27 protein-coding genes are annotated in these 24971 nt (G+C 70.9%); 14 read left to right on the top strand and 13 right to left on the bottom strand.

Annotation, left to right across the window (positions count from 1 at the left end; genetic code table 11):
* The first annotated feature begins 63 nt into the window (after positions 1 to 63).
* Entirely contained in the window at positions 64 to 2544 is a 2481-nt protein-coding gene (locus J8N05_RS01700) for an MMPL family transporter (RefSeq protein WP_210889954.1), read from the top strand.
* Between the two features lie 24 nt (positions 2545 to 2568).
* Here J8N05_RS01700 and J8N05_RS01695 read toward each other — a convergent pair whose 3' ends face one another.
* From J8N05_RS01695 to J8N05_RS01680, 4 genes are all read right to left on the bottom strand, one after another.
* Positions 2569 to 3336, bottom strand: a complete 768-nt coding sequence (locus J8N05_RS01695) for a TetR/AcrR family transcriptional regulator (protein ID WP_247706649.1) — start codon at positions 3334 to 3336, stop codon at positions 2569 to 2571.
* A gap of 73 nt (positions 3337 to 3409) precedes the next feature.
* Entirely contained in the window at positions 3410 to 3928 is a 519-nt protein-coding gene (locus J8N05_RS01690) for a thiol-disulfide oxidoreductase DCC family protein (protein ID WP_210880720.1), read from the bottom strand.
* On the bottom strand, positions 3928 to 4335 hold the full coding sequence (locus J8N05_RS01685) for a hypothetical protein (protein ID WP_210880719.1): 408 nt from the start codon (positions 4333 to 4335) through the stop codon (positions 3928 to 3930). Before J8N05_RS01685 ends, J8N05_RS01690 begins: the two co-directional genes overlap by 1 nt.
* Before the next feature lie 124 nt (positions 4336 to 4459).
* A complete protein-coding gene (locus J8N05_RS01680) occupies positions 4460 to 4870 on the bottom strand; it encodes a VOC family protein (RefSeq protein WP_210880718.1) in 411 nt (136 codons plus the stop codon).
* Positions 4871 to 5005: 135 nt separating this feature from the next.
* Between J8N05_RS01680 and J8N05_RS01675 the strand changes: the two genes are divergently transcribed.
* Positions 5006 to 5464: a hypothetical protein gene (locus J8N05_RS01675; protein WP_247706107.1), complete on the top strand. Its 459-nt coding sequence runs from the start codon at positions 5006 to 5008 to the stop codon at positions 5462 to 5464.
* Between the two features lie 8 nt (positions 5465 to 5472).
* Here J8N05_RS01675 and J8N05_RS01670 read toward each other — a convergent pair whose 3' ends face one another.
* Together J8N05_RS01670 and J8N05_RS01665 are read right to left on the bottom strand one after the other, a co-directional pair.
* Complete coding sequence (locus J8N05_RS01670) at positions 5473 to 5664, bottom strand: DUF397 domain-containing protein (protein WP_210880717.1); 192 nt, start codon at positions 5662 to 5664, stop codon at positions 5473 to 5475.
* On the bottom strand, positions 5661 to 6527 hold the full coding sequence (locus J8N05_RS01665) for a helix-turn-helix domain-containing protein (RefSeq protein ID WP_210880716.1): 867 nt from the start codon (positions 6525 to 6527) through the stop codon (positions 5661 to 5663). The genes J8N05_RS01670 and J8N05_RS01665 overlap by 4 nt, the downstream gene beginning before the upstream one ends.
* A 190-nt stretch (positions 6528 to 6717) precedes the next feature.
* On the opposite strand from J8N05_RS01665, the gene J8N05_RS01660 reads away from it, so the two are divergent.
* From J8N05_RS01660 to J8N05_RS01645, 4 genes are all read left to right on the top strand, one after another.
* Positions 6718 to 7173 carry an ATP-binding protein gene (locus tag J8N05_RS01660; RefSeq protein ID WP_210880715.1) on the top strand — a complete coding sequence of 152 codons (456 nt, stop codon included), beginning with the start codon at positions 6718 to 6720 and terminating at the stop codon, positions 7171 to 7173.
* 145 nt (positions 7174 to 7318) lie between these two features.
* Positions 7319 to 7873, top strand: coding sequence for a TM2 domain-containing protein (locus tag J8N05_RS01655; RefSeq protein WP_210880714.1), 555 nt, complete (start codon positions 7319 to 7321; stop codon positions 7871 to 7873).
* On the top strand, positions 7866 to 8276 hold the full coding sequence (locus J8N05_RS01650) for a DUF2752 domain-containing protein (protein WP_210880713.1): 411 nt from the start codon (positions 7866 to 7868) through the stop codon (positions 8274 to 8276). Before J8N05_RS01655 ends, J8N05_RS01650 begins: the two co-directional genes overlap by 8 nt.
* Positions 8277 to 8534: 258 nt before the next feature.
* Entirely contained in the window at positions 8535 to 8795 is a 261-nt protein-coding gene (locus tag J8N05_RS01645) for a TM2 domain-containing protein (RefSeq protein ID WP_210880712.1), read from the top strand.
* A 96-nt stretch (positions 8796 to 8891) separates the two neighbouring features.
* Here the strand turns inward: J8N05_RS01645 and J8N05_RS01640 are convergent, their stop codons facing one another.
* The 5 genes from J8N05_RS01640 to J8N05_RS47175 all read right to left on the bottom strand — a co-directional run bounded on the left by J8N05_RS01640 (position 8892) and on the right by J8N05_RS47175 (position 13204).
* On the bottom strand, positions 8892 to 9671 hold the full coding sequence (locus tag J8N05_RS01640) for a succinate dehydrogenase iron-sulfur subunit (RefSeq protein ID WP_210880711.1): 780 nt from the start codon (positions 9669 to 9671) through the stop codon (positions 8892 to 8894).
* Positions 9671 to 11425 (bottom strand): succinate dehydrogenase flavoprotein subunit, encoded by a 1755-nt coding sequence (gene sdhA, locus J8N05_RS01635; RefSeq protein WP_210880710.1) that lies wholly within the window; start codon positions 11423 to 11425, stop codon positions 9671 to 9673. Before sdhA ends, J8N05_RS01640 begins: the two co-directional genes overlap by 1 nt.
* Before the next feature lie 19 nt (positions 11426 to 11444).
* Positions 11445 to 11939, bottom strand: coding sequence for a succinate dehydrogenase hydrophobic membrane anchor subunit (locus J8N05_RS01630; RefSeq protein WP_210880709.1), 495 nt, complete (start codon positions 11937 to 11939; stop codon positions 11445 to 11447).
* Positions 11940 to 11947: 8 nt separating this feature from the next.
* Complete coding sequence (gene sdhC / locus J8N05_RS01625) at positions 11948 to 12328, bottom strand: succinate dehydrogenase, cytochrome b556 subunit (RefSeq protein ID WP_210880708.1); 381 nt, start codon at positions 12326 to 12328, stop codon at positions 11948 to 11950.
* A gap of 270 nt (positions 12329 to 12598) precedes the next feature.
* On the bottom strand, positions 12599 to 13204 hold the full coding sequence (locus J8N05_RS47175) for a 2-oxo-4-hydroxy-4-carboxy-5-ureidoimidazoline decarboxylase (protein WP_282108139.1): 606 nt from the start codon (positions 13202 to 13204) through the stop codon (positions 12599 to 12601).
* 221 nt (positions 13205 to 13425) lie between these two features.
* Here J8N05_RS47175 and J8N05_RS01615 point away from each other — a divergent pair, with 221 nt between their 5' ends.
* The 3 genes from J8N05_RS01615 (at position 13426) to J8N05_RS01605 (ending at position 16392) form a co-directional block, all read left to right on the top strand.
* Positions 13426 to 15057, top strand: a complete 1632-nt coding sequence (locus tag J8N05_RS01615) for a beta-N-acetylhexosaminidase (RefSeq protein WP_210890598.1) — start codon at positions 13426 to 13428, stop codon at positions 15055 to 15057.
* A gap of 130 nt (positions 15058 to 15187) precedes the next feature.
* Positions 15188 to 15703 carry a hypothetical protein gene (locus J8N05_RS01610; RefSeq protein ID WP_210889951.1) on the top strand — a complete coding sequence of 172 codons (516 nt, stop codon included), beginning with the start codon at positions 15188 to 15190 and terminating at the stop codon, positions 15701 to 15703.
* Between the two features lie 98 nt (positions 15704 to 15801).
* A complete protein-coding gene (locus J8N05_RS01605) occupies positions 15802 to 16392 on the top strand; it encodes a hypothetical protein (RefSeq protein WP_210880706.1) in 591 nt (196 codons plus the stop codon).
* A gap of 116 nt (positions 16393 to 16508) precedes the next feature.
* On the opposite strand, the gene J8N05_RS01600 is transcribed toward J8N05_RS01605, so the two are convergent.
* Positions 16509 to 19289 (bottom strand): FG-GAP-like repeat-containing protein, encoded by a 2781-nt coding sequence (locus tag J8N05_RS01600; protein WP_247706106.1) that lies wholly within the window; start codon positions 19287 to 19289, stop codon positions 16509 to 16511.
* Positions 19290 to 19636: 347 nt separating this feature from the next.
* Here J8N05_RS01600 and J8N05_RS01595 point away from each other — a divergent pair, with 347 nt between their 5' ends.
* From J8N05_RS01595 to J8N05_RS01575, 5 genes are all read left to right on the top strand, one after another.
* Positions 19637 to 20080, top strand: a complete 444-nt coding sequence (locus J8N05_RS01595) for a hypothetical protein (protein WP_247706646.1) — start codon at positions 19637 to 19639, stop codon at positions 20078 to 20080.
* Positions 20081 to 20178: 98 nt separating this feature from the next.
* Positions 20179 to 20799, top strand: a complete 621-nt coding sequence (locus tag J8N05_RS01590; protein ID WP_247706105.1) for an RNA polymerase sigma factor — start codon at positions 20179 to 20181, stop codon at positions 20797 to 20799.
* A 39-nt stretch (positions 20800 to 20838) separates the two neighbouring features.
* Positions 20839 to 21591 (top strand): hypothetical protein, encoded by a 753-nt coding sequence (locus J8N05_RS01585; RefSeq protein WP_210880704.1) that lies wholly within the window; start codon positions 20839 to 20841, stop codon positions 21589 to 21591.
* 314 nt (positions 21592 to 21905) lie between these two features.
* Positions 21906 to 22595 carry an RNA polymerase sigma factor gene (locus tag J8N05_RS01580; RefSeq protein WP_210880703.1) on the top strand — a complete coding sequence of 230 codons (690 nt, stop codon included), beginning with the start codon at positions 21906 to 21908 and terminating at the stop codon, positions 22593 to 22595.
* Entirely contained in the window at positions 22595 to 23830 is a 1236-nt protein-coding gene (locus tag J8N05_RS01575) for a hypothetical protein (RefSeq protein WP_210880702.1), read from the top strand. The genes J8N05_RS01580 and J8N05_RS01575 overlap by 1 nt, the downstream gene beginning before the upstream one ends.
* A 208-nt stretch (positions 23831 to 24038) precedes the next feature.
* Here J8N05_RS01575 and J8N05_RS01570 read toward each other — a convergent pair whose 3' ends face one another.
* Positions 24039 to 24884 (bottom strand): L,D-transpeptidase family protein, encoded by an 846-nt coding sequence (locus tag J8N05_RS01570; protein WP_210880701.1) that lies wholly within the window; start codon positions 24882 to 24884, stop codon positions 24039 to 24041.
* Positions 24885 to 24971: the final 87 nt, after the last annotated feature.

Here is a 24971-nt window from a genome sequence, read left to right as displayed (position 1 = left end):
CCAGGACCTGGGGGACCAACCGACAACCGACGGACGACTAAGGGGCGTTGAGGCGTGACGACATTGGCACGGTGGTGCTATCGGCACCGGCTGGTGGTCCTGATTCTGTGGGTGGGGGCGTTGCTGGGGCTGGGCTTCGCGGGCTCCGCCGCGGGCACGAACTACGCGGACACCTTCACCCTTCCGAACACGGACTCCACGCGCGCGTACGACCTGATGGAGAAGGCCTTCCCGGAGCGGTCCGGCGACACCGACACGGTGGTGTGGAAGGTCGACGGGGGGACGGCGAGGGACGCGTCCGTACGCTCCCGGATCGAGCCCGCGCTCGAAGAGATCGGGCGCATGAAGGGCGTCGGCGAGGTCAGCAGCCCGTACGCCGCCCAGGGGGCCTCGCAGATCAGCGGGAACGGGCGGATCGCGTACGCCCAGATCACCTTCACCGAGCAGGCCAACGGTGTGCCGAAGGCGCTCGTGGAGGACGTCGTCGACACCGCGCAGGACGCCGAACGCGCCGGGCTCCGGGTGGAGCTGGGCGGCCAGGCGATCACCCGCACCCAGGAACCGCCCACCGGCATCGCCGAGATGGTCGGCATCCTGGCCGCGGCGGTTGTCCTCTTCCTCGCCTTCGGCTCGCTCTTCGCGATGCTGCTGCCGCTCGTCGTCGCGGTCGCGGCCCTCGGCACCGGCCTGATGGCGACCTCGCTGCTCAGCCATGTCACCGACGTGCCAGAAGTGGCGCCGCTGCTCGGCTCGCTGATCGGTCTGGGCGTCGGCATCGACTACGCGCTGTTCATCGTGACGCGGCACCGCAGGGGCATCCTGCGCGGCATGGAGCCCGAGGAGTCCGCCGTCACGGCCCTCAACACCTCGGGCCGCGCCGTCCTGTTCGCCGGCGGCACGGTGTGCATCGCGCTCGCCGGAATGCTGGTGATGAACATGCGCTTCCTGGACGGCGTCGTCGTCGCCACCTCGCTGACGGTCGTGCTGAGCGTGCTCGCCGCGACCACCCTGCTGCCCGCGCTCCTGGGAGTGCTCGGTATGCGGGTGCTCAGTCGCAAGCAGCGCCGCCGGCTCGCCGCCGAGGGGCCGGAGTCGGAGGAGGCGAGCGGACTCGCCGCCCGCTGGTCCGCCTTCGTACAGAAGCGGCCGCGGTCGATCGCCGCCGGGGCGTTCCTCGTGATGATGGTCCTGGCGCTGCCCGTCCTGTCGATCCGGCTCGGCGCCACCGACCAGGGCAACCACCAGGACTCCACGACCACCCGGCAGGCGTACGACCTGCTCGCCGAAGGGTTCGGGCCCGGCTTCAACGGTCCGCTCCAGGTGGTCGTGGACGGCGGGGGCGCCACCGGTGGTGCGGCGGCCGGTGACGTGGACGCGCTCGTCTCCACCATCCGCTCGACCGACGGGGTCGCCCAGGTCGCCGCCGCGCCGCCCGCGCGGGGCATCACGGTCATCCAGGTGGTGCCCACCACGTCACCGCAGTCCGAGAAGACGGACCAGCTGATCGACCGGCTGCGCGACGATGTGATCCCTGAGTCCGGCGCGAAGGCGCATGTGGGCGGCGTGACCGCCGTCTTCAAGGACTTCGCGGCCGTCACGGGGGAGCGGCTGCCCTACTTCGTCGCGGCGATCATCTCGCTCGGCTTCCTGCTGCTGATGGTGGCCTTCCGCTCCCTGGTGGTGCCGCTGACGGCGGCCCTGATGAACCTCATCGCGGCAGCCGCCTCCTTCGGAGTGCTCGTCGCGATCTTCCAGTGGGGCTGGGGCACGGAACTCCTCGGCATCGGCAAGGAGGGGCCGATCACCGCCTTCCTGCCGGTCATCATGCTGTCGCTGCTCTTCGGGCTCTCGATGGACTACCAGGTGTTCCTGGTGAGCCGGATGCACGAGGAGTGGGTGCACACCAAGGACAACGCGCGCGCGGTCCGGGTCGGCCTCGCCGAGACCAGCCGGGTCATCAACTGTGCGGCCCTGATCATGATCTGCGTGTTCTCCGCGTTCGTGCTCAGCGGTGACATGGAGGGCGCGATGGCGGGCATCGGGCTCGCGGCGGCGGTCGCCCTGGACGCGTTCATCCTGCGTACGGCCCTGGTGCCGGCCGCGATGCACCTCCTGGGCAACTCCAACTGGTGGCTGCCCGCGGGCCTGGAGAAGCGGCTGCCGCACCTGGCGGTGGAGCCCCGCGAGGAGCCGGCCGACAGCCCCCACGCGCGCGTGCCCGACGCGGAGACCGGCACCGGCACCGGCACCGGGAGCGGTACCGACGGCGGTTCCACGGTGATCCACGGCTTCGTCCGCACCCCGGACGGCGCGCCCGTCGAGGGCGCCGCGCTGACCCTGCTCTCCAAGGGCGGCCGTCAGCTCGACCGGGTGACCTCGCTGGCCGACGGCTCGTACATCGTCTCGGTCCCGTCCGCGGGCTCGTACCTGCTGGCCGTGACGGCCCAGGAGCACCCCTCCCGGGCCCGCCATGTGATGGTCGGCGCGGAACCGCTGGTGTACGACGTGGAGCTGGCGGAGGACGAGGTGGACGCGGTGAACTGACCGCGTCCGGGCGCCGTACGGGCGCTATCGCGAGGACTGTTTCGTGGACTTCCTGGCGGCTCCGGCGGGATCGGGCAGCGCGTTCGTCATCCCCGGCAGGAAGTCCGTGAACAGTTCGTGCACCTCGCGGACCAGGGGGCGCAGCACCCGGAAACGGGCCAGCGAGACGCCGAGCGAGGTGAGGCGGGCGCCGCGTTCGGCGAGCCGGTAACTGCGCTCGCGGCCCTCCGTACGGTCGAAGATCCAGTACAGGACCAGGCCCATCTGGGAGAGCCACAGCAGTTCGGGAAGCACCTCCCGCAGCTCCTCGGGGATCTTCGCCTTCGAACCGCTCAGCACCTCGCTGCAGACGCCGATGGCCTCCACGCGCGCGTGCTCCGACTCGGGCGAGAACGGGCTGAGCGGGCTGTCCGGATCGGCGGCGTTCTTGAAGAACTGCACGGCGAACTCGTGGTACGGCGTCGCCACGTCCAGCCAGGCCTTCAGGACCCCGGCGATCCGTTTCTCCAGGTCACGCTCGTGGTCCAGGACCTCACGGACCGCCGCGCGGTGCTCCACGGCCATGCGGTCGTAGAAGCCCTGGATCAGGTGCTCCTTGCCCGCGAAGTAGTAGTACGCGTTGCCTACGGAGACCCCGGCCTCCTTGGCGATGGCCCGCATCGTCGTCTTCTCGTAACCCCGCTCCTGGAACAGGCGCATCGCCGTCTCCAGGATCAGGGCCCGGGTCTGCTCGCTCTTGGCGGGCGTCCGCGGGGCGCCGGGGCCTTCGGGCACCGCGGCGCCCTCGGACACGGCGTGGCCTTCGGGCACCGCGGGACCGTCCGGGCTGGGGGCACTGTCGTTCGCTGCTGGCACGGGACAGAGCCTAACGAGGCGGACAGGTGCCGCTGTCGCAGGCGGGCGGGTTCCAGGTCCAGCCCACGACCGGGTCGTACGACCATCCGTCGACCGCGGTGTACGCACCCCCGCCCCAGTAGCCCTCCCGGCGGGCCCGCTGCCCCTCGCGCCACCTGGCCGCGGCGAGGACCACACCCCGCGCCAGCCGGGCCCCGGCCGGGGTGCTGAGCCGGTGGGCCGTCGGGCGGTGGTCGGCGAGCGCCCACAGGGTGACGATCCAGGCGGCGGTGCCCCGGTAGACCTGGCCCGCGTCCCCGATCACGGTGATCTCGTCGAGCGTCGCGGTGTGGTCGAGCCCGGGGTAGCGGCGCGTGGCCTCCGCCGAGCCTGCGGCCACCAGTTCCAGGGGCACCAACTGCCGCTGCCGTACGAGCCAGTCGCGCAGGAAGGCGCAGAGCCGGCACTCGGCGTCGTACAGGACGGTGAGCCCGCGGACCGGGACGCGTGCGGCGTCCCGGTCCGGGCCTGTGGCGGCTGCCACCGTCATCACGCACCGGCCGTCGGCGCGACCCAGCCCTGCGGCGGCACGGGCGGCTGCTGCTCGCGCTCCATGACGCCGCGGCGGCGGATCTTGTTGAGCACGTACACGTTCCCCAGGTGCATGGCGCCGAGCACCAGGAGCACCACGCCGAGCTTGGTCGACAGGGCCTCGAAGATCCCTCGGGCGTCGGCGATCTCGTCGTCCTGGTTGAGATAGAGCGCCACGAAGCCGAGGTTCACCAGGTAGAAGCCGACCACCAGGAGGTGGTTGACGGCGTCCGCGAGTTTTTCGTTCCCCTGGAGCACATCGGCCAGGAAGATCCGCCCGTTGTGGCTGAGCGTCCGTGCCACCCAGACCGTCAGCGCGACGCTGATCAGCAGATATATGACGTACGCAACGACCGTGAGGTCCATGTCCCCACCCTTTCTTGAACATGTTCAAAAGGCTGTCGAGAGACAACGTAGACCTGTTTTTGAACACGTTCAAGCAGAGCTTCGGCGGTACGGGTGTGACGTGCGGCTCAGGCGTGCGGGGGGCTCATCCGGTGCGGGCCAGCTCCGGCCGCTTGGTGTAGTCGGTGAAGCCGATGACGTTGCCCCAGGGGTCGGCGACCTCGACGGTCCAGCCGGTGGCCACGGAGAGGGGTGCGTCGAGGGGCTGGACACCGGCGGCGGCGAGGGCGTCGGCCATACCTCGGGCGTCCCGCACCTCCAGCCAGATCCGGGGGGTGGCCCAGGTCGGCGGCCGATGCCCCAGCTCGTGCTCCAGCCGCAGCAGCACGCCGGGCGTCTCCTTGCCGACCTTCAGCACGGCGATCCCGGCCTCGTCGAGCCGGAACCCGACCGTGAACCCGGCCCGCCGGTAGAAGTCCACGGCCTCGTCGAGACTGCCGACGGGAAGAAGAACGTTGTCGAAACCGAGCAGCTCGTACGACTCTTCGTCTGACATGTCGTCAGATTAGGTGGTGGGGTGGGGGTGGCGGGGGAGGTGATGAGGAGGCGCTGGGGGAGTCACCCGTGTGGCGCCGCGGGAGCTGGGCCACCCCAACTTGACGGCTGTCGACCGGCCCGCGGACAGGGCTGCGTGATCTCTCCGGCGCCCACGACGCTCGGCTTCCCGCGCGGGTACCCTGCTGCGGGAATCGAGGAGGACGGGGGCGACGTGGTGCGCGTCTCGAAAGCGGTGTTCCCGGTCCTCGCCTTGATGGCGGTGGCGGTGGCAGTGGCGATGGCGGGATGCTCCTCGTCCGAGAGCAAGGACGAGCAGCGGCTCACCGCGCAGCGGGAGAACTACTGCACGCAGCTGGGGGCATGGCAGAAGGCGCGTGACGCGGCGCGCACGGACGCGTCAGGGGACGACGGGACCGACACCGTCGCGCGGGACGCCCTCCTCGCGTTGGAGCCGCTCCGGGACGAGACCGTCGGCCAGGGGCGCACTCTTGCGGAGGCGACGGCGGCAGCGATGAACAACGCTGACTCCGACGCGGAGGGGCGCCTGGTTCAGTACTGCGACGCCGCCGGCTTCGAGACGCTGATGCGCTAGCCGCGCGCTCAAGAGCGAATGGATATCTCCTGACGGACCGCGGCCAGCAGCGAGCGGAGGCCCGCCGGGTCGAAGGCGAGCGTGGTCGCCGGGTCGTCGGATTCGCGGAGGTGGAGGCTTCCGTCGGGGGTGGTGGCCAGTTCCAGGCAGTTGCTGGCCTCGCTGCTGAACGAGGACTTCTGCCAGCGGAGTTCGGTCATGACGGGTCCTTTCGTAGATCTGCGATCAGTCCGTGGATGAAGTCGCGCGATTCTGCGGCGGTGAGTGAGAGCTGCTCCATGCGCCTCATGATTGTTCGGTACTTGTCCAGCTGAGCCTCCGCGTGCAGGAACTCCGAGCCGTGCTCCGTGTCCAACTGCACGGTGTCCAGCTGTGGGTGCGGACCGTCGGCGATGACCACGGTCTGGCCCGCGCCGGGGAAGATTCCGGCCGAGAAGGGAAGCACGAGGACGGTCACGTTCTCGCGTTCACTCATCTGCGCAATGTGCGCCAACTGGTCGCGCATGACGTCGGGGCCCCCGAAGCGCATACGCAGAGCCGCCTCGTGGATGATTCCGGCGTATCGCGTCGGGCCGTCGTCGTAGAGAATCCCCTGGCGCTTGATGCGGTGGGACAGGCGGTGCTCGATCTTCGGGGGCGGCAGGCTGGGCACATTCTGCTGGAAGACCAGACGGGCGTAGTCCGCGGTCTGGAGTAGCCCTGGCAGATGCGTGAACTGAACCGTACGCAGCGCCTTCGCGTGCTCCTCCATCTCCGACAGGTCCAGCAGGACCGGCGGGAGGAGATCCCGGTAGTCGTCCCACCAGTTGCGGGAGCGTCCAGCCGTCATGGCCGCGAGCGCGTCGACGTAGGGCTCATCGCAGCATTCGTACCCGTGGGCGAATGCTCGAACACGATCCGCGCTGACACCGAATCGTCCGGACTCGATGTTGCTGATTCGAGCCGGATCGACGCCCAGTTTCTGCCCCGCCTCGCGGGAGTTGAGGCCCGCGCGCTCACGGAGTTTGCGCAGTTCAGCGCCTAGGCGCTGCTGCCTGACGGTGGCTGAGGGCCTTGGTGGCATCGCAGCTTCACTCCATTAAGTTGCCGTGTTCGGTAGCAGTATTGCAGCCGATTGCTCTACTTTCAGTGTGCAGTCAGTCACTTAATGTGGCGACGGTGTTCCGGAAGTGCACCGCACCAGCGGCAGAGCCATCGCCCGCGTCGCCTGACTGCAGCCATCAACCCCTGTATCGCACCGAGGAGTTACGGCCATGACCGAACTCGCCCTGCACCACCCTGCCCACTCGCCGCTCGACGGCGACTGGGAGTACGCGCTCCGCATCCCCCACACGCCCCTGGGTCCGGGCATCGTCCGCGCCCACGTGTGGGCCGTGCTCACCCGTTACCAGGTGAGCTCCGGCGTCCTCGACAACGCCCAGCTCGTCGCGTCGGAGCTGGTCACCAACTCCCTCTCCTGTACGCGGGATTCCGTCGCCGTGCGGCTCATGCGGACCGACGGGCGGTTGCGGCTCAGCGTGTGGGACAGCAGCCCGTATCCTCCACCGCGACCGCCGGGGGCCGTCGCGGGGCCGGATGACGAGAGCGGGCGCGGGCTCTGGCTCACCCGGGCGTGCGCCGACGACTGGGGCCACTGCCTCGTCATCAACGGGCGGCGCGACGGCGGCGGCAAGGAGGTTTGGGCCGAGTGGCGCACCCCTCGTGCGTAGAGTCGACCGGGTCCCGCTTCGTGGCACTCGCCGCATCCACACAAGAGCCCACGGCCGAACCGGCTTCTCTATCGGCTGTTCTGTCCGGCAAGATGACCTGACCTGATTCTTTCCATACGTCACCCCGTCCCCAGGAGCAGTCACCGTGAGCGAGCAGCCGTCTCAGCCGCAGCAGCCCCCGAACCAGCCGCCCGGCTACGGCTATCCGAACTCCGGGGAGACGCCTCCCGGTTACGGTTATCCGAACCCGGGCTCCGTCCCGCCCAGCGACGCCAACCCGTACGCGGCCGGGCAGCCGGGCTCCGGTCAGCACCAGCAGCCGAGTCAGCCGGGCGGTCAGCCGGGGCAGCCGTACGGGTATCCGCAGGGCGGGTACCAGCAGCCCGGCGGTTATCCCCCGCCCGGTGCGTACCCTCCCGGCGCCTACCCGCCCGGTACCTACACCGGTGACCCCAACGCCCCGTACGGCTACGACCCCTACGGGCGTCCCTACTCGGACAAGTCGAAGATCATCGCCGGTGTTCTCCAGCTCGTGCTCGGCAGCCTCGGTGTCGGGCGCTTCTACATCGGCAGCGTCGGCATCGGGCTCGCCCAGCTCTTCACCTGCGGTGGGCTCGGGATCTGGGCCCTCATCGACGGGATCATGCTGCTGACCGGGCACAACGCCACGGACGCGCAGGGCCGCCCCCTGCGTGGCTGAGACGGCCCCCGTGCGCGCGCACCTGCTGCGGCGCCCGGCGGCGGCACCCCTCGCGGTGCTCGTCGCCGGGGTCGTCGGCGCGGGCTATCTGTACGGCACCGACCCGCACGAGCCCGGGCACGTCCTGCCCGCCTGCCCGTTCCGGTTCGTCACCGGGCTGCTCTGCCCGGCCTGCGGCGGCACGCGGATGACGTACGACCTGATGCACGGTCAGTTCGGCGCGGCCTGGCTCGACAACCGGGCGCTGCTGCTCGCCTCGCCCTTCGCCCTCGCGCTGTTGGCCCGCTGGATGGTGGAAGGGCTGCGCGGGCGGCGCTGGCGGCCCGAACTCAGCCCCCGCGTACAGGTGTTGATCCTGTCACTGGCCGTGACATGGACCGTGGTTCGCAATATTCGGAACTGATTTTGGCATAACTTGATCACGGGATGGGAACAATAGATTGTTTACCCTCCCAACCGCCCCTCCCTTCTCCGTACGCTCACACGGCACAGGGGGGATGACGTGTACGCGGCCATGCCGCTATGCGATCTCGGACGGGCTCTTTCTCCGTCGGAGGTCCCTCCTGGTGATGTTCCGGAGCGGGCCGCCCCCGCTCCGGTGTCTGTCGAAGCCATTCAGATGAAGCATTCGGATTCATCCAGTCATCCAGGAGCACGTCTCATGACCGTCCCCCCTGCCACCCCGTACGGCGTCGACCCGCAGGGCCGTCCCTACTCCGACAAGTCGAAGATCGTCGCGGGCATCCTGCAGATCTTCCTGGGCACGCTCGGCATCGGCCGCTTCTACGTCGGCTCCGTCGGCGTCGGTGTCGCCCAGCTCCTCACCTGCGGTGGCCTGGGCTTCTGGGCGCTGATCGACGGCATCCTGTTCCTCACCAGCAACGACCGCACGGACAAGCAGGGTCGCGTCCTGCGCGGCTGATGCCGGCCGGCGCACCGCAAGAGGGGCCCCACACCGGCGGGAGTGGGGCCCCTCTTGCATGCGTACCGAAGTACCGAGTACCGGCGTACCGGAAGATCAGAAGCGGCGCGTGATCAGCGCCCGCTTCACTTCCTGGATCGCCTTCGTGACCTCGATACCGCGCGGGCAGGCGTCCGTGCAGTTGAACGTCGTGCGGCAACGCCACACGCCGTCCTTGTCGTTGAGGATCTCCAGGCGCTGCTCTCCGGCGTCGTCACGCGAGTCGAAGATGAAGCGGTGGGCGTTCACGATGGCCGCCGGGCCGAAGTACTGCCCGTCGTTCCAGAACACCGGGCACGAGGACGTGCACGCGGCGCAGAGGATGCACTTCGTCGTGTCGTCGAAGCGCTCCCGGTCCTCGGCCGTCTGCAGACGCTCGCGCGTCGGCTCGTTCGTCTCCTTCGTGACCAGGAACGGCATCACGTCGCGGTACGCCTGGAAGAACGGCTCCATGTCCACGACCAGGTCCTTCAGCACGGTGAGGCCCTTGATGGGCTCGACCGTGATGGGCTTGGCCGGGTTGATGTCCTTGATCAGGGTCTTGCAGGCGAGACGGTTCTTGCCGTTGATCCGCATGGCGTCCGAGCCGCAGATGCCGTGCGCGCAGGACCGGCGGAACGTCAGGGTGCCGTCCAGATCCCACTTGATCTTGTGCAGCGCGTCGAGGACACGCTCCTTGGGGTCGATCTCCAGCTGGAAGTCTTCCCAGACCGCTTCCGCCGAGTTCTCGGGGTTGAAGCGGCGGATGCGGAACGTGGCCGTGATGTACGGGGAGTCGGCGAAGCCGGGCTCGGCCGTGCCGGCCGCGTCGGCCTTGTCCAGGGTCGGGGTTGCCATCAGTACTTACGCTCCATCGGCTGGTAGCGGGTCTGCACGACCGGCTTGTAGTCGAGACGGATCGACTCGGTGCCGTCGTCGCCGACCTCGCGGTACGCCATGGTGTGGCGCATGAAGTTGACGTCGTCGCGGTTGGGGTAGTCCTCGCGGTAGTGACCGCCGCGGGACTCCTTGCGGGCGAGCGCGGACACGGCCATGACCTCGGCGAGGTCGAGCAGGTTGCCCAGCTCGACGGCTTCGAGGAGGTCGGTGTTGAACCGCTTGCCCTTGTCCTGGACGGACACGTTCAGGTAGCGCTCGCGCAGCTCGGCGATCTTCTCGACGGCCGTCTTGATCGTCTGCTCGGTGCGGAACACCATGACGTTGGCGTCCATGCACTCCTGCAGCTCGCGGCGGATGTCCGCCACGCGCTCGTTGCCCGTGGACGCCCGCAGCCGCTCGATCTGTCCGACGACCAGCGAGGCCGGGTCCTCGGGCAGCTCGACGTGGCCGACGGTGGCCGAGTACTCCGCCGCCGCGATGCCCGCACGACGCCCGAAGACGTTGATGTCGAGCAGCGAGTTGGTGCCCAGGCGGTTCGCGCCGTGCACGGAGACGCACGCGACCTCACCGGCCGCGTACAGGCCCGGGACGACGGTGGTGTTGTCCGACAGGACCTCACCCTCGACGTTGGTCGGGATGCCGCCCATGGCGTAGTGCGCGGTGGGCTGGATCGGGATCGGGTCCGTGTACGGCTCGATGCCGAGGTACGTCCGCGCGAACTCCGTGATGTCCGGGAGCTTGGCGTCCAGCTGCTCCGGCGGGAGGTGGGTGAGGTCGAGGTAGACGTGGTCGCCCTCGGGACCGCAGCCGCGGCCCTCACGGATCTCCGTGTAGATGGAGCGGGACACGACGTCACGGGACGCGAGGTCCTTCATGACCGGCGCGTACTTCTCCATGAAGCGCTCGCCGTCCTTGTTGCGGAGGATGCCGCCCTCACCGCGGGCGCCCTCCGTCAGCAGGATGCCCATGCGCCAGATGCCGGTCGGGTGGAACTGGAAGAACTCCATGTCCTCCAGCGGCAGCCCACGGCGGTAGACCGCGGCCTGGCCGTCACCGGTCAGCGTGTGCGCGTTCGACGTCACCTTGAAGAACTTGCCGGTGCCGCCGGACGCGTAGATCACGGCCTTCGCCTGGAAGACGTGGATCTCACCGGTCGCCAGTTCGTAGGCGACGACGCCGGCCGACTTCTTGACGCCGTCGACCTCCACGAGCAGCTGGTCGAGGACGTAGAACTCGTTGAAGAACTCCACACCCTCCTTGACGCAGTTCTGGTAGAGCGTCTGGAGGATCATGTGGCCGGTGCGGTCCGCCGCGTAGCAGGACCGGCGGACCGGGGCCTCGCCGTGGTTGCGGGAGTGCCCGCCGAACCGGCGCTGGTCGATGGTGCCGTCCGGGGTCCGGTTGAACGGCAGGCCCATCTTCTCCAGGTCGAGGACCGCGTCGATGGCCTCCTTCGCCAGGATCTCGGCGGCGTCCTGGTCGACCAGGTAGTCGCCGCCCTTGATCGTGTCGAAGGTGTGCCACTCCCAGTTGTCCTCCTCCACGTTCGCCAGCGCTGCGGCCATACCGCCCTGCGCGGCGCCCGTGTGGGAGCGGGTGGGGTAGAGCTTCGTCAGCACGGCGGTCCGGCTGCGCTTCGTCGACTCGATGGCCGCGCGCATTCCGGCGCCGCCGGCGCCGACGATGACGGTGTCGTACTTGTGGATCTTCATGATTCTCGCAGCCCCGTGCCTAGCGGATGTTCGGGTCGAAGGTGAAGATCACCAGCGTGCCCAGCAGGATGGTGAACACCGTGGCGGTGTAGAGCAGGCCCTTGAGCCACAGCCGGGTGTCCGCGCGCTCCGCGTAGTCGTTGATGACCGTGCGCAGGCCGTTGGCGCCGTGCAGCATCGCCAGCCACAGCATCAACAGATCCCAGACCTGCCAGAACGGGGAGGCCCAGCGGCCCGCCACGAAGGCGAAACCGATCTTGGAGACGCCGCCGTCGAGGACGAGCTGGATGAGCAGGTGGCCGAGGACCAGGACGACCAGGACGACGCCGGACAGCCGCATGAACAGCCAGCCGTACATCTCGAAGTTGCCGCGGGTGGACTTCGGGGTCTTGCTGGTCCGCTTGCGCGGGGCTTCGATGAGGGGCGCCGGGTTGTCGACGTCGTAGAGGGACGCGCCCTCCACGGGGCCGATGCCGGACGCGGTCTTCTCGGTGGTGCCTGTGTTGTTCGACATCTTGCGCGTCAGCTCCCGAAGACTTCACGAGCGGCGTGGCCGAGGACGGGGTACAGCGCCCCGATCATCAGCACGACCCAGATGCCGACAACGGTCCAGAGCATCTGCTTCTGGTAGCGGGGGCCCTTCGACCAGAAGTCGACGGCGATCACCCGCAGGCCGTTGAGCGCGTGGAAGAGGATGGCGGCGACGAGGCCGTACTCCAGCAGCGCGACGATCGGCGTCTTGTAGGTGGCTACGACCTTGTCGTAGTCCTGGGGAGAGACACGGACAAGAGCGGTGTCCAGCACGTGTACGAACAGGAAGAAGAAGATGAGGACGCCGGTGACTCGATGAGCCACCCAGGACCACATTCCTTCCCGGCCGCGGTACAGCGTTCCAGCCGGCACGGAAGAACCCTCCGGGAGCGGGGATTGGGGCCTGCCGGCTTCGATGTCGACCTGGCCCGGCCGGGTACGGTCCACCGGCCCTGGCCATCGTAGCGACGTGTTGTCGGAACGTTTACGGCGGGCCTACCGATGTGATCGAACTGGCAGGCAAAGGGGTACGTATGGGCTATTGCGGGTGGGGTCGGGTGCGGGTGCGTCGTGGTCGGCCTCAGGGATTGCGCAGTTCCCCGCGCCCCTAAGGACAAAAGACTGCGCCGTTCCCCGCGCCCCTCAAAAGATTGCGCCGTTCCCCGCGCCCCTTGGGGCGGCTTCCAGGGATCTTGTCAGGCGGCCCCTGGTCAGGCGGCGTAGTTCATCCGCCGCGAGCGTGAGTTCTTTGTCGGGGTCGTTGGCCAGGCGGGAGCTGATTTCGGTCAGGACCAGGTCGGGGGATTCGTCCGGGGGCGTGTCGTCCAGGCAGATGACGAAGACATGGCCGAAACGGCTCTCGTACGCGGCGTGGGCGGCGCTCAGGGCCGTGTGCGCGGCGGAGTACGCGCCGTCCGGGAGCAGCGTGAGGGATTCGCAGGCCAGGGCCTCGGCGACGTCGGCCGACGTCAGGTCGTACGCCGCCTCGTCGGACGCGGCCAGCAGGGCGCCCAGGTCGGGATAGGGGCGGTGCGCGGCGACACGGCGGGCCCAGTGGCCGCTGCCGCAGCAGGCCAGGAGGGTCCGCTCGGCCTCGTCCGCGGGCATGGCGTTGAACCGGGCCAGGCCGGTGGGGCGGTGTCCGGGCGGCTCCGGTGTGGCGACGGCCTGGCCGGGGAGACGGGTAGGACGGTGCGCGGGCAGGGCGGGGTCCTCGGCGGTTCGGCGGCGCCGGGATGCGCGCCACACGGGATTCGGCAGGGGATCAAGTGGATGAAGTGAGAGGTGTGGTTTCACGCTATCGAGGCTTGGCGGTAGCTGTCCGAGAGATGCCCGAACTTCACCCGTAAGGGAGAGTTTCAGGACAGATGGTGGACGGCGGCACCGGGCGCCGGGGCTTAGGTTCACAGCGGAGGTACAGCGTACGGGGACGAACGCGGGGGAGTGATCGGGAGAGTGAGTGGTCTGTGGTGAACGGGCGTAGGCGCAAAGAGTCGGCATCGGTCCACCGGAAGCCCCTGCTGGTCGGCGCGGGCGTGGTGGCGGTCGTGGCGGGCGCCGCGCTGACCGTCGGGCTCTGGCCGAGCGGCGATTCGGACGGGCCCTCGACGGGGCGGCCCTCCGGCGAGAGGAGCGCCCTGGCACCGGCGGCCTCGCCGACACCGTCACCCGATCGGACGTATCCGATGTCACGGACGCCCCGGACGATACCGGCGGTCCGCGAGCACACCCCCGCCCGTGGACCCGGCTGGCGGCCCGCGAAGGGCGGCCGCGTGGTCGTGGGCGACGACGCGCTCGCCGACGAGGGGCGGCTTCTGGCCGAGGAACTGGGGCTGACCTACGCGGGCCGGGGCGAGGCGCGCGCCGGGGACGTCGGGCTGAACCTCACGGACGAGGACGCGAACGCCGAGTCGTACACGCTGCGGGTGGCCGACGGGCGGGTGCGGATCAGCGGTACGGAGGAGGCGGGCGTCTTCTACGGCACCCGCACGCTCAAGCAGGAGGTCCACGGGAACGCCACGGCGCCCGAGGGGGTCGTACGCGACTCGCCGGCCAAGCCGCAGCGCGGGTTCATGCTGGACATCGCGCGCAAGCATTTCACCGCCGCCTGGATCGAGGACCGCATCCGTGAGCTGGGCGATCTGAAGTACAACCAGCTCGGGCTGCACTTCTCCGACGACCAGGGCTTCCGGATAGCCTCCGACTCGCACCCCGAGATCGTCTCGAAGGAACACCTGACCAAGGCCGAGGTGCGGCGCATCCTCGCCCTCGCGAAGAGCCGCCACATAGCCGTGGTGCCCGAGATCGACTCACCGGGACACCTCGGCGCGGTGATCGCAGCCCACCCCGACCTCCAGCTCCGCAACACCGCGGGCGTCGCCTCCAAGGGCGCGCTCGACATCTCCAAGCCCGCCGCCGGGAAGATCGTCGACGAGCTGCTGAACGAGTACGCCGACCTGTTCCCCGGGCCGTACTGGCACCTCGGCGCAGACGAGTACCAGGCGCTGACGGTGGCGAACCCGGCGGCCTCGTACCCGCAGCTGGCGACCGCCGCGACGAAGGCGTACGGATCCGGCGCCGGGATCGCCGACCTGGCGACCGGGTGGCTCAACGACCGGGCCGACACTATGCGCGGCCACGACCGGACCATGCGCGCCTGGAACGACGGGATCTTCGCCGGGGGCACCGTCCAGGCCGACAAGGACCTGAAGGTCGCGTACTGGACCGGCAAGGAGATCGGCGCGCGGCAGCCGACGGAGTACCTGCGGACCGGGCGCGAGCTGCTGAACTACAACGACGAGTACCTGTACTACGTCCTCGGGCAGCCCAACACCTTCGTCTACCCGACCGGGCAGCGCATCTACGAGCAGTGGACGCCCCTCGTCGTCCGCGGCACGAGCCCGGTGTCCAAGGAGTACGACGACCAGATCCTCGGCGCGTCCTTCGCCGTCTGGTGCGACCTCTCGAACTCCCAGACCCAGGACCAGGTGGCGGCGGGCGTCCGGATGCCGCTGCGGGCGCTGACGCAGAAGCTGTGGGACCCGCGCAAGCCCGGCTCGTCCTGGGCCGACTTCAAGGCGCTGGCGGCGAAGCTGGACTGAGCGGGAAGACCCGGGGCGGTGCCCCGGCCGTGCCTGTGGGGTTTCTGGCGGCTTGCGTGTTCCGGTGGCGAACTGCTGTGCGTCTGTGGTGTATTCGGCGCTGGCCGACCGACACACCGGGGGGAGCGGCATGGGCTACTGGGGGTATTTCGTCGTGGGCAGAAGCGAGCAGCCGCTTGCCGAGCTACGCGCGTTGTCCGGCGCGGCGGGCATGACGCTGCACGAGACGGCGGACGGCGGCTGGCAGGTCTGGGAGTACCCGAACGCGCCCGACGGGGGCGCCTCGGACGTGGGGAACATGAACGACCTGGCCGAGGAGACGGGCGCGCCCGCCCTCTTCGGCTATGTCATGGACAGCGACTGCGTGGTCGTCGAGGCGGCCGCGCCCGACAGCGGGGCCTGGACGACCTGTCTGGCCAGGGACGCAATGGCCGGGTACCTGGGCGGGAACGAGGACGGACTGGCCGTCGACGACTTCTTCCTGGAACCGCGCGACGCCGTCGTACGGGCCCTCGCCTGGGCCCGCGAATCGGGCCGTGACGCGTCGGAGGAACGTCTCCTCGACGTGCTCAGTTCCGACGCGAACCCCTCGGCCGAGATGCTGTTCTTCCGGTTCCTGGACCGACTGGGCGTCATCCCCATGTAGATTTCGGCCACTTCGCACTGTGACGTTCCGGCCACTGTGTACGCAGTAAGGGGAAGTGCGGGCTCCGCAACCAGCGGCGGCCCACCGAGGGAGGCGTGATGAGCCTGGTGGAACTGACCGCTCAGGCCGACGAGCTGGGGCTCGCGGCGGGCGGTCTGGCGTGCCTGGACAGGTGCGTGCCCCTGTTGGGCGGCGACGACGAGATCCTGCGCCCCCTGTGGGCGAGTCTCGCGGAGTCCGAGGAGGGGTTCCGGGACTGGGGCGAGTGCGTCGAGCAGGTGCGCGCCAAGCTCTATGTGGCGGACGGCCCGCAGAGCGCCGCGTCGGCGGAGGGCGAGGCCGTCGCGCTGGCCCACCACATGCTCGGCGAGGCCCCGGCGGAGCGGACCGCCGCGAACCTGCGGGAGTGGGCCGACGCCTGCTCGGTCGCCGCGCTGCAGATCCACGGCCTCCTCGACGCCACGGCCCGTGCCGAGTCCGGCGGCGCGGCCTCGGCACGGGACCGGCGCGAGGGGCGTACGCAGGACATGTCGCCGCTCGTCGCCGCCGAACTGCGCCGCCAGGTCAGCGTGCTGGAACTGGTGTCGGCGCACGGTCCGGGGGGTCTGCGCCAGGCGCTGGAGCTGACCACCGAGGGCCGGCGCGTCCTGCGCGCGGTGGTCTCCCGACGGGCCCGCGGACGGGCCTGAGCACCCGCCCCCGCACACGGCCGCCCGCGCGTACGCACGAGGCCGGGACCCTGTTCCGTACAGGGTCCCGGCCTCGTGCGTGTGCCACGTGATGTCTCGCGTGTGCCACGTGATGCCTACGGGGTCAGGACCTGGCCCAGTCGCGTGGCCGTCGCCGTGCCCAGCTGGGTCACGCCGTAGTACGCCGACTTGGCGACGGAGACGCCCGAGGCGGTGCTCGGGAGGTACAGCAGCGTGCCGTTGTACGCGTCCTCGCCCTCCGCGCCGATCAGCAGATGCGCGCGGCCGTGGCCGGAGAAGTCCGTCAGCGAGACGGCCGAACCCAGCTTGTCGTCCTTCTCCGTGGACCCGGGGACACCGGTCGTGTCCTGGGAGAAGGAGAGCGACCCGGTGCCGGTGAGGCCGGTCGAGGCGCCCTTGAGGAGCCAGACCGCGCCCGCGTTGGCCTTGTTGGCGCCGCCGCGGGTGATGTCCTCGTTCGGGGCGCCGGTGAGGACGTCCGCGAAGCCGTCGGCGTTGAAGTCGCCCACGGAGACCGAGGTGCCCAGCGCGTCACCGGACTCGTTGGCGCCCTCGACCCCCGCCGTGCTCTGGGTGATCTTCGTCAGCCCGGTGGTGGTGAAGCCCGTCGACGTGCCCGGGACCATCGTGACCTGGCCGCCGGAGATCGCGCCGGACTCGGAGGCGTACGGCTGGCCGATGACGATGTCGTCGTAGCCGTTGCCGTTCACGTCGCCCGCGGCGATCGAGCGGCCGCCCTTGACGGAGAGCGTGGACACCTTCGACAGGCCCAGCGACTTGGACCCCTTGAACCAGGTGACCTTGCCGGCGCCGGACGCGTCGCGGTAGTTGAGCGCCACGTCCGCGTAGCCGTCCCGGTTGAAGTCACCGGTCGCGGCGTCCGCGTACGCGAGGGCGCCGGAGGCGGTGGTGAGGTCGCCGGCGACCTCGTGGCCGTCGTCGAAGCGGGCCGCCCAGTTGCCGCCCGTACCGGTGGCCGCCGTGAAGACGTCCGCCCTGCCGTCGGCGTTGAAGTCGCCGACCGCGACCGTCGCGCCGAACCGCGCCCCGGTCGGCTCGTAGTCGTCGCCCAGCGCCATGGTGTCCGCGCCGAGGTCGAACTTCGGGCCGTACAGGATCGTCACCGCGCCGCGGTCCGCGTGGCCGGTCGTGTCGTCCTCGCCGGGGGCGCCGATCGCGATGTCCGCGTAGCCGTCGCCGTTGATGTCGCCGAGGGCCGTGGCCGCGCCCCACTGGTCGCCCGACTCGGCGGCGCCCGGAACGTTGGCGGTGCCCTGGTTGAGCTTCACCTTCGAGGCCGATACGGGGCCGTTCAGACCGCCCGGGACGAGGGTGAGCCAGCCGCTGCCCTGCTTGGGCGTGGCGGCGACCAGGTCGCTGATGCCGTCACCGTTGAAGTCGGCGGTCGGGACCGCGGAGTTCCTGGCCGGACTTGAGGCGTACCGGCGGATCTCGCTCAGCTTCGAGTAGAGGTTCTTGCCGGGGCACTCGGTCGCGAAGCCGTCGCGGTGGCCGGAGATCGTGTTCAGCGTGGCCTGCTGGCCCGACTTCCACACCCCCGTGTCGTCGGCGGCGGTCAGGGTGACCTGGCCGCCCGGGTCGCCGCCGTACTGGCCGAGCTTCCACGCGGCGACGCGCGCCACGGACTCCAGGGCGGCCCGGGTCGGCTTGCCCGCGGCCTTCGCCGCGGTGGTGGAGGTGGCGGCGGCGCCCTCGAAGTCACCGAGGACGGCGATGCCCGCCGAGTCGCCGTTGAAGCCGTAGGTGTGCGCGCCGCGCACCGGCAGGTCGATGCCGCCCGCGCGGCCCTCGAAGATCCGGCCGCACTTGTCGACCAGGAAGTTGTAGCCGATGTCGTTCCACAGCTCGGTCTGCACGTGGTACGCCATGATGCCGCGCACCAGCGCCGGGGACTCGGCGCAGCTGTAGTCGTTCGTACCGACCGTGTGGTGGACGAAGACCGCGCTGATCTTGTCGATGTACTCCGGCGCGTCCTTGACCGTCGACTCGGCGGCACCCCACTGGGCGCGGGAGACGATCGGCGGCTGCGTCACGGTGGACGGCGGCGGGGACGGGACCGGGTCGGGGGTCGGGGAGGCCGAAGCGCTCTCCGACGCACTCCCGGAGGCGCTTTGGGACGTGCTTTCGGCGGGTGACGCGGGAGCGCCGGTCGTGTCGGCCGCACCCGTGGGCTCCGCGCCCGCCGAATCCGCCGGGGACGCGGACGCCGAGGCGGCGTCGGACGGGGAGCCGGTCGGATCCTCGGCGACGAAGGCCGCGCTGTCCATCGAGAGACCGGTGGTCGTGCTCAGCGCCTCGTTCCTCGCCTCGGCCGACGTCACGCCCGGGTCCACGAGACTCAGCTCAAGTCCCTTGGGCAGACCGGAAATCGCCGACCCCCCAGCTGCGACCACCCGCGCCTCGACGCCGTCGCTCGGCCCGACCCACAGAGGATCGGACGCGCCGCGCGCCTCCTTGGCGCCGGGTTCCGCCTTGTCGACGGGGTGGAGTTCGAGGTCCAGGTTCTGCCAGCCGGTCCACTCGCCCGAGCCGAGCGCGCGGGTCCGTACCTGGGCGGTGCCGTCGAGTTCGGCCTTCGCGCCGCTCCAGGAGATGCCGAGCAGCGAGAACTGGGCGGTGCTCGTCCGCTCCACCTCGCGGCGCCCCGCGCCGTCGCTGCTCATCGCGAGCTCGTGGACCTTCACGGGCCGCTTGCCGCGCGTGGCGTCCGCCGACGGGTCGTCGCCCGGGTTCGCGACCGCGTACGTCACCGCGCCCGTCGCGGCCAGTACGACGGCTCCTGTCGTCAGCCACGCTCTCCGCTTCAGGCTCAGCGGTTTGTACGCATGGGTCGTCCGGCGACTCAAATGCCCCACCCCTAGATAAGCAGCACAAAAAACCCACCCGTCACAGGGGTGGCTCCTTAATTCAGCGCCGACTCCGGGCGAAACATCACCCAACAAGCTTGTGCGGTACGTCACCCGGAGCTGATCCGACGCTTGGGGCGAGTGGAGGGTTGTACGGATTCCGGTGAATTGCCGCGTGACCTTTGTCACCATGGGGACGTGTGATGTTCGGGTCACCCGGTCCGCTTGGTGTTGCGGACCGGCCGTGGCTCGCGGTCCGGACGTGACCGAGTGAGGGGGCGCCAGACGTGATGGGGACGAGCGCGGAGTCGGAGGAGCCCCCGCGCGGGACCCGCGGGCTCTCGGCCGATCTGCGGATGCGGCAGCACGCGGCCCGGTTCGTCCGGGACGTCACGGCCCGCAACCGGCTGCCGCTGGACTACTCCGTCGCGAGCCTGCGCGTCGTCGACTTCATCGTCGACGGCCTGCGCAGGAGCGGCCGGGACCACGCGGCCGTGGGCCGGGTGCTGTTCGGGCTCGGGGTGTACGCGGGAGAGGTGCTGGTGCGGCGGGCCGGTGCCGCGTGGGTCGAGTTCGACCAGGGGCAGCGGGAGCTGTTCGGCCAGCCGGTGGGCGTACGGATGCCGGACGGGCGCGTGTGGAATCCGCTGGGCAAGGTCGTGAAGCGGTTCGAGGCGGGGGAGCGGGAGTCGCTGCGCACGTTCTATCTGCAGTTGCACGGGCGGGCGCGGGCCGGACCGCCCGGCCTGCCGGGGCGGTCCGGGTGCGCGGAGGCGGGCGGCGCGAGCGACGAGCTGTGACGTTTCCGCGCCCCCCGGCGCAGATGACCTTGAGGGTGTGCGACCGCGTGCGGCCACCGAGGTCCGTCACGGTGGTCCGAACCGGTGCGAACGAGGCAGTGTCAGGCCAGGGAGGGGAGTCCCGCCGCGTGCGGTCGTCCGACGGGGAGCTGGGCCTGGCCGTCGCGCGTGCGCAGCAGGGGGACGAGGACGCCTTCGCGATCGCGTACCGGATCGTGCAGCCCGGACTGCTCGGATATCTGCGGGGCCTGGTCGGCGCCGAGGCGGAGGACGTGGCCTCGGACGCGTGGCTGGAGATCGCCCGGGACCTCGGGCGGTTCCGCGGGGACGGGGCGGGGTTCCGCGGCTGGACCGCGACCATCGCCAGGCACCGGGCGCTCGATCATCTGCGTCGGCAGAAGGTACGCCCGCGGGCGTCCGAGCTGGAACAGGACGTGCTCGACCTGCCCGCCGCCCGGAGCACGGACGACCAGGCCCTGGAGTCCCTCGGCACGCAGTACGCCCTCGAACTCCTGTCGACCCTGCCGCGCGACCAGGCGGAGGCCGTGCTGCTGCGGGTCGTCGTCGGTCTCGACGGTCCGGCGGCCGGGCGGGTCCTCGGCAAACGCCCCGGCGCGGTACGCACCGCCGCCCACCGGGGTCTGAAGCGGCTGGCCCGCCGCCTCGACGCCGAGGGTGTGACGGAAGACGGGCCCCGGACGCTGGGGGAGTCGGGATGAACGGCAGACGGTCCTCCGGCGGCGGAAGTGGATGCGGACATGGGTGAACGAGAGGGCGACGGCACCCGCCCGGACCTCGGTGCCCTGCTCGCCGCCGCCGTACGGGGCGGGGAAGCGGACCCCGATGCGCGCAAGAGGGCGCTCGCCGCGTTCCGGGACGCCCGGGACGAGGGGGCGCACGCGGCGGTCCGCACCCGGCGGCGGGACGACTGGCGGCCCGCGGGCGAGCGGCGCGGCTGGTCGCTGCGGGCGACGCTGGTTGCGTTGGCCGCGAGCGTGACGCTCGGCGGGGTGGCCGTCGCGGCCATCGGCTCGGGCGTGGCCGGACGGGACGACGGGGGCGAGCGGGACGGAACCCGGCGGCCGTCGAGCAGTTCCGCGACCGGTCCCGGAGCCCCTGCCGAGGTCGTCACCCCCGGTGCGTCCGCGTCCGGCCGGACCGACCGGCCCTCCACCGCGCAGGACACCGTGGCCCACTGCCGCGCGTACGACTCCGTGAAGAAGCGTGGCAAGGCCCTCGAATCGACCGCCTGGCAGCGGCTGGTCCGGGCGGCGGGCGGCGAGGACGAGGTGGCGGCGTACTGCGCGGCACGGCTGGCCGAGGCGGAGGAGAAGAAGGACACCAGGAGCGCCAAGGCGGCGGAGAAGGCGGAGAAAGCAGAGAAGGCCGAGGCGAGTGAATCGGCCGAACCGTCGAAGGCGTCGGGCAACGGTGTCACGAAGAACCCGAAGGCGACAAAGGCCACAAAGGCTGCGAAAAGCGCGAAGGGCGAGAAGGGCGGGAGCGGTTGACGGGAAGGGGCGCCGACTCCGCCGATGGCAACGGCCGGGGCCGCCACCCCCCACAGGAGAGGCCCCGGCCGTCGCGCGGCACGGGCCGCGCGGCGGCCCGTACTCTCCTCAGCGCCGACGGTGCGTTTTGTGTCACACCTGACGCCGCAACAAGGTAGTTGCATCTTGTACGGACATGGACGCGCCCCGGTTTCAAGCCGTAACGTGCATTTCGCGCCGGATGCGGGGCAGGACCGCAACCATCGACCGAGAGACCACGACGGAGATGACCCGGCCCGCGTAAGCGGTGTCGGCTGGGCGCGATAAGGGGCGCGGTGCTGGGGGACGACGCGGAGCTGACCGCCGCGGTGCTTGCCGCACAGTACGGAGACGAGACCGCGTTCCGGACTGTGTACCGAGCCGTGCATCCACGGCTGCTCGGGTATGTGCGGACGCTGGTCGGTGACCCGGACGCCGAGGACGTGACGTCCGAGGCCTGGCTGCAGATCGCCCGCGACCTGGAGCGGTTCAGCGGAGACGCGGACCGGTTCCGCGGCTGGGCGGCCCGGATAGCCCGCAACCGCGCGCTCGACCACATACGCATGCGCGGGCGGCGCCCCGCGATAGGCGGCGACGAGAGCGAACTGACCGGCAGGGCCGCCGAGTCCGACACCGCGGGTGAGGCCATCGAGGCGCTCGCCACGGGCCGCACCCTCTCCCTCATCGCCCAGCTCCCACAGGACCAGGCGGAAGCCGTCGTGCTGCGTGTCGTCGTCGGCCTCGACGCCAAGACCGCCGCGGACACCCTCGGCAAACGGCCCGGCGCCGTCCGCACGGCGGCGCACCGCGGACTCAAGCGCCTCGCGGAACTGCTCGGCGCGGACCCGGAGGAGGCCGCTCCGGAATCCGTGGGCTCCCTGGCCTCGGTACCCCAGCAGAGACCCCCGCACACGGAGCCGCGTACCCGTGCGGTGACGTCGGCCGGTGTGACGCATACGCCTTCGCGTACGCAGAAGGACATGTGATGGCCGACGAGCGCTCTGTCTTCCCGGGGGACGATCCCACGCCACCCGGCCGGTGGCTGGACCGTGACGCGGCGGAACGGCTGCTGCGCGGAGAACCGCTCGAAGCCGTCGACGCCGACATCCGCGCCCAGGCCGACCGGCTCGCCGAGGCGCTCGGCGAACTGGGCGGGGCGCGTGCGACGGGCGCCGCGCCTGCCGCCGAGGACGCGGTGGACGCCAAGGACGCCGTGGGCGCGCCCGGTGCCGAATACGCGCCGATCGGCGCTGCCGGTGACCGCGGCGCCGAACTCCCGGGCGAGGAGGCCGCGTTGGCCGCCTTCCGCTCGGCGCGCTCCGGCCGGGGCGAGGAGACGGTCTTCGCCGGGCCCGCCCGTACGCGGCCCTCGGCGCCCTTCCCGTCCCCGTCGTCCCCCACGTCCCTGGGAGCCTCCCTGGACGCGGGACTCGTCCGGCTGGGCCGTTTCACCCCGGACCGGCGCGCCCGCTCGCCATGGAGCCGCCCGGTGCGCTTCGGGCTCGCCGCCGCGCTGGCCGCCGGGATGATCGGCGGGGTCGCCGTGGCCGCCACCGCCGGTGTCCTGGCCTTCGGCGGGGGCGGACCGGAACCGGGCACCTCCGCGACGGCCGACGTCACGCAGGACCGCCCGCTGCGCACGCCGTCCCCCGAGGCGACCCGACGCGGCGACGACCCGCGGCCCGAGGGCAGCGCCGGCGCACCGACCGGCGGGAGCTCGGCCCCGGCAGGCGAGGCGCCCGAGGGCACGGGCACCGGCGCACAGCCCGACTCCGACGACACCGGCCGCCAGAACCGGCAGGGCCAGCGGTGGGCCAGGATCGCCTCGGCCTGCCGTGACATCCGCGACGGCAAGGACCTCGACGCCGGGCGCAGACGCACCCTGGAGGACGCGGCCCGGGGCGCCGAGCAGGTGCAGAAGTACTGCAAGGGCATCCTGAAGGCCTTGAACCACCGGGACTTCGACGACGACTGGAGCGACGGTTCCGGGCACAGCGACTCCGGCAGGGGCGACGACGGCCAGGGCGACGACCGCGGCGGCGACGGCGGGAACGGCGGCGGCAACGGCGGCGGCAGCGGTGAGGGTGGTGACGGCGGCGGTGACGGCCCGGGCGGTGACGACCGCGGCCACATAGGGACGGGTACGTTCCGGGGCGACGGGGGCAAAGCGGCCCCGACCCCGCGGGTCAGTGCCCTCGCGGAACTGACCGGCCGCTTCTGACCTGCGATTCCGTTCGCTCTACACGGGTGTGCCGTCCCGGTGTGACGTTTTCAGCCGCCCCGACGCAGTACTAAGCGAGCCGACTGGTCATCGGCTGTCGCACGAGCCGGGGTTCCCCCCGTACTCACGGCTCAGTGCACAAAAGGCGCGGGCGGGACACGTTCCCCGGTCCCGCCCGCGCCCGCACACCTTCTCCGCCGCCCGGCGCTCACCAGTAGATGACGACCTTGTCGCCGTCCCTCACCTGCGCGAACATCGCCGCGATCTTCCCCTCGTCCCGTACGTTCACACAGCCGTGCGAGCCGCCGTAGTAGCCCGTCCCCGCGAAGTCCGCGGAGTAGTGGACCGCCTGGCCGCCGCTGAAGAACATCGCGTACGGCATGGGTGAGTCGTAGAGCGTCGACACATGATGGCGCGACTTGAAGTAGACGTTGAAGACACCTTCGCGGGTGGGTGTGTACTGCGCGCCGAAGCGCACCGCCATCACCGAGACCGTGCGGCCGTCGATCATCCAGCGCAGGGTGCGGCTGGTCTTGCTGATGCACAGCACCCGGCCCGTCATACAGCGCGGGTCCGGTTTCGCGGCCGGCTGGCCGCCCGACGCGTACAGGTCCCACTTGCCCGGCTCGCGGGTCATCCCCAGCAGCCGCTGCCAGGTCACCGAGTCCGTGGTGCCGGTCCTCGGCAGGCCGCGCTTGCCCTGGAAACCCTTGACCGCGTAGACCGTCGAGGCGTCGTACGTGCCCGTGGGGCCCTCGTAGAGCCACAGCACCTGGCGCAGCCGGGCCTGCAGCTCCCGTACGTCCCCGCCCCGGTCGCCCGGCGACCACAGGACCTCGGGCGCGGGCTGCCCGGCGGAGGCGGGCGGCTTGGCGTCCGGGGTGCGGCCGGCCGGTGGCGAGGAGCCCGCGGACGACGACCCGCCGGCGGGCGGCGAGGCGGCCGGTGACGTGCCCGGCGGGCCCGCGGGCTGGATGGTGCACCCGCTCACCACGGTGAGCGCCGCCAGTGCCGTCGCCGCCGCGACCGATCTCCACACACCTGATGTACGCATTTGAACCCCCCGCCGCTCATCGATCCGGTGACCGATGTGCCGTGGTGACATCCGAGCGGCCGTCTCATCCCGCAGAACTCCATCCTG

This window comes from Streptomyces liliiviolaceus, from assembly GCF_018070025.1.
GTDB classification, from domain to species: domain Bacteria; phylum Actinomycetota; class Actinomycetes; order Streptomycetales; family Streptomycetaceae; genus Streptomyces; species Streptomyces liliiviolaceus.
The sequence above is the reverse complement of the archived record's forward strand: the minus strand, read 5'-3'. Positions and strand labels throughout refer to the sequence as shown.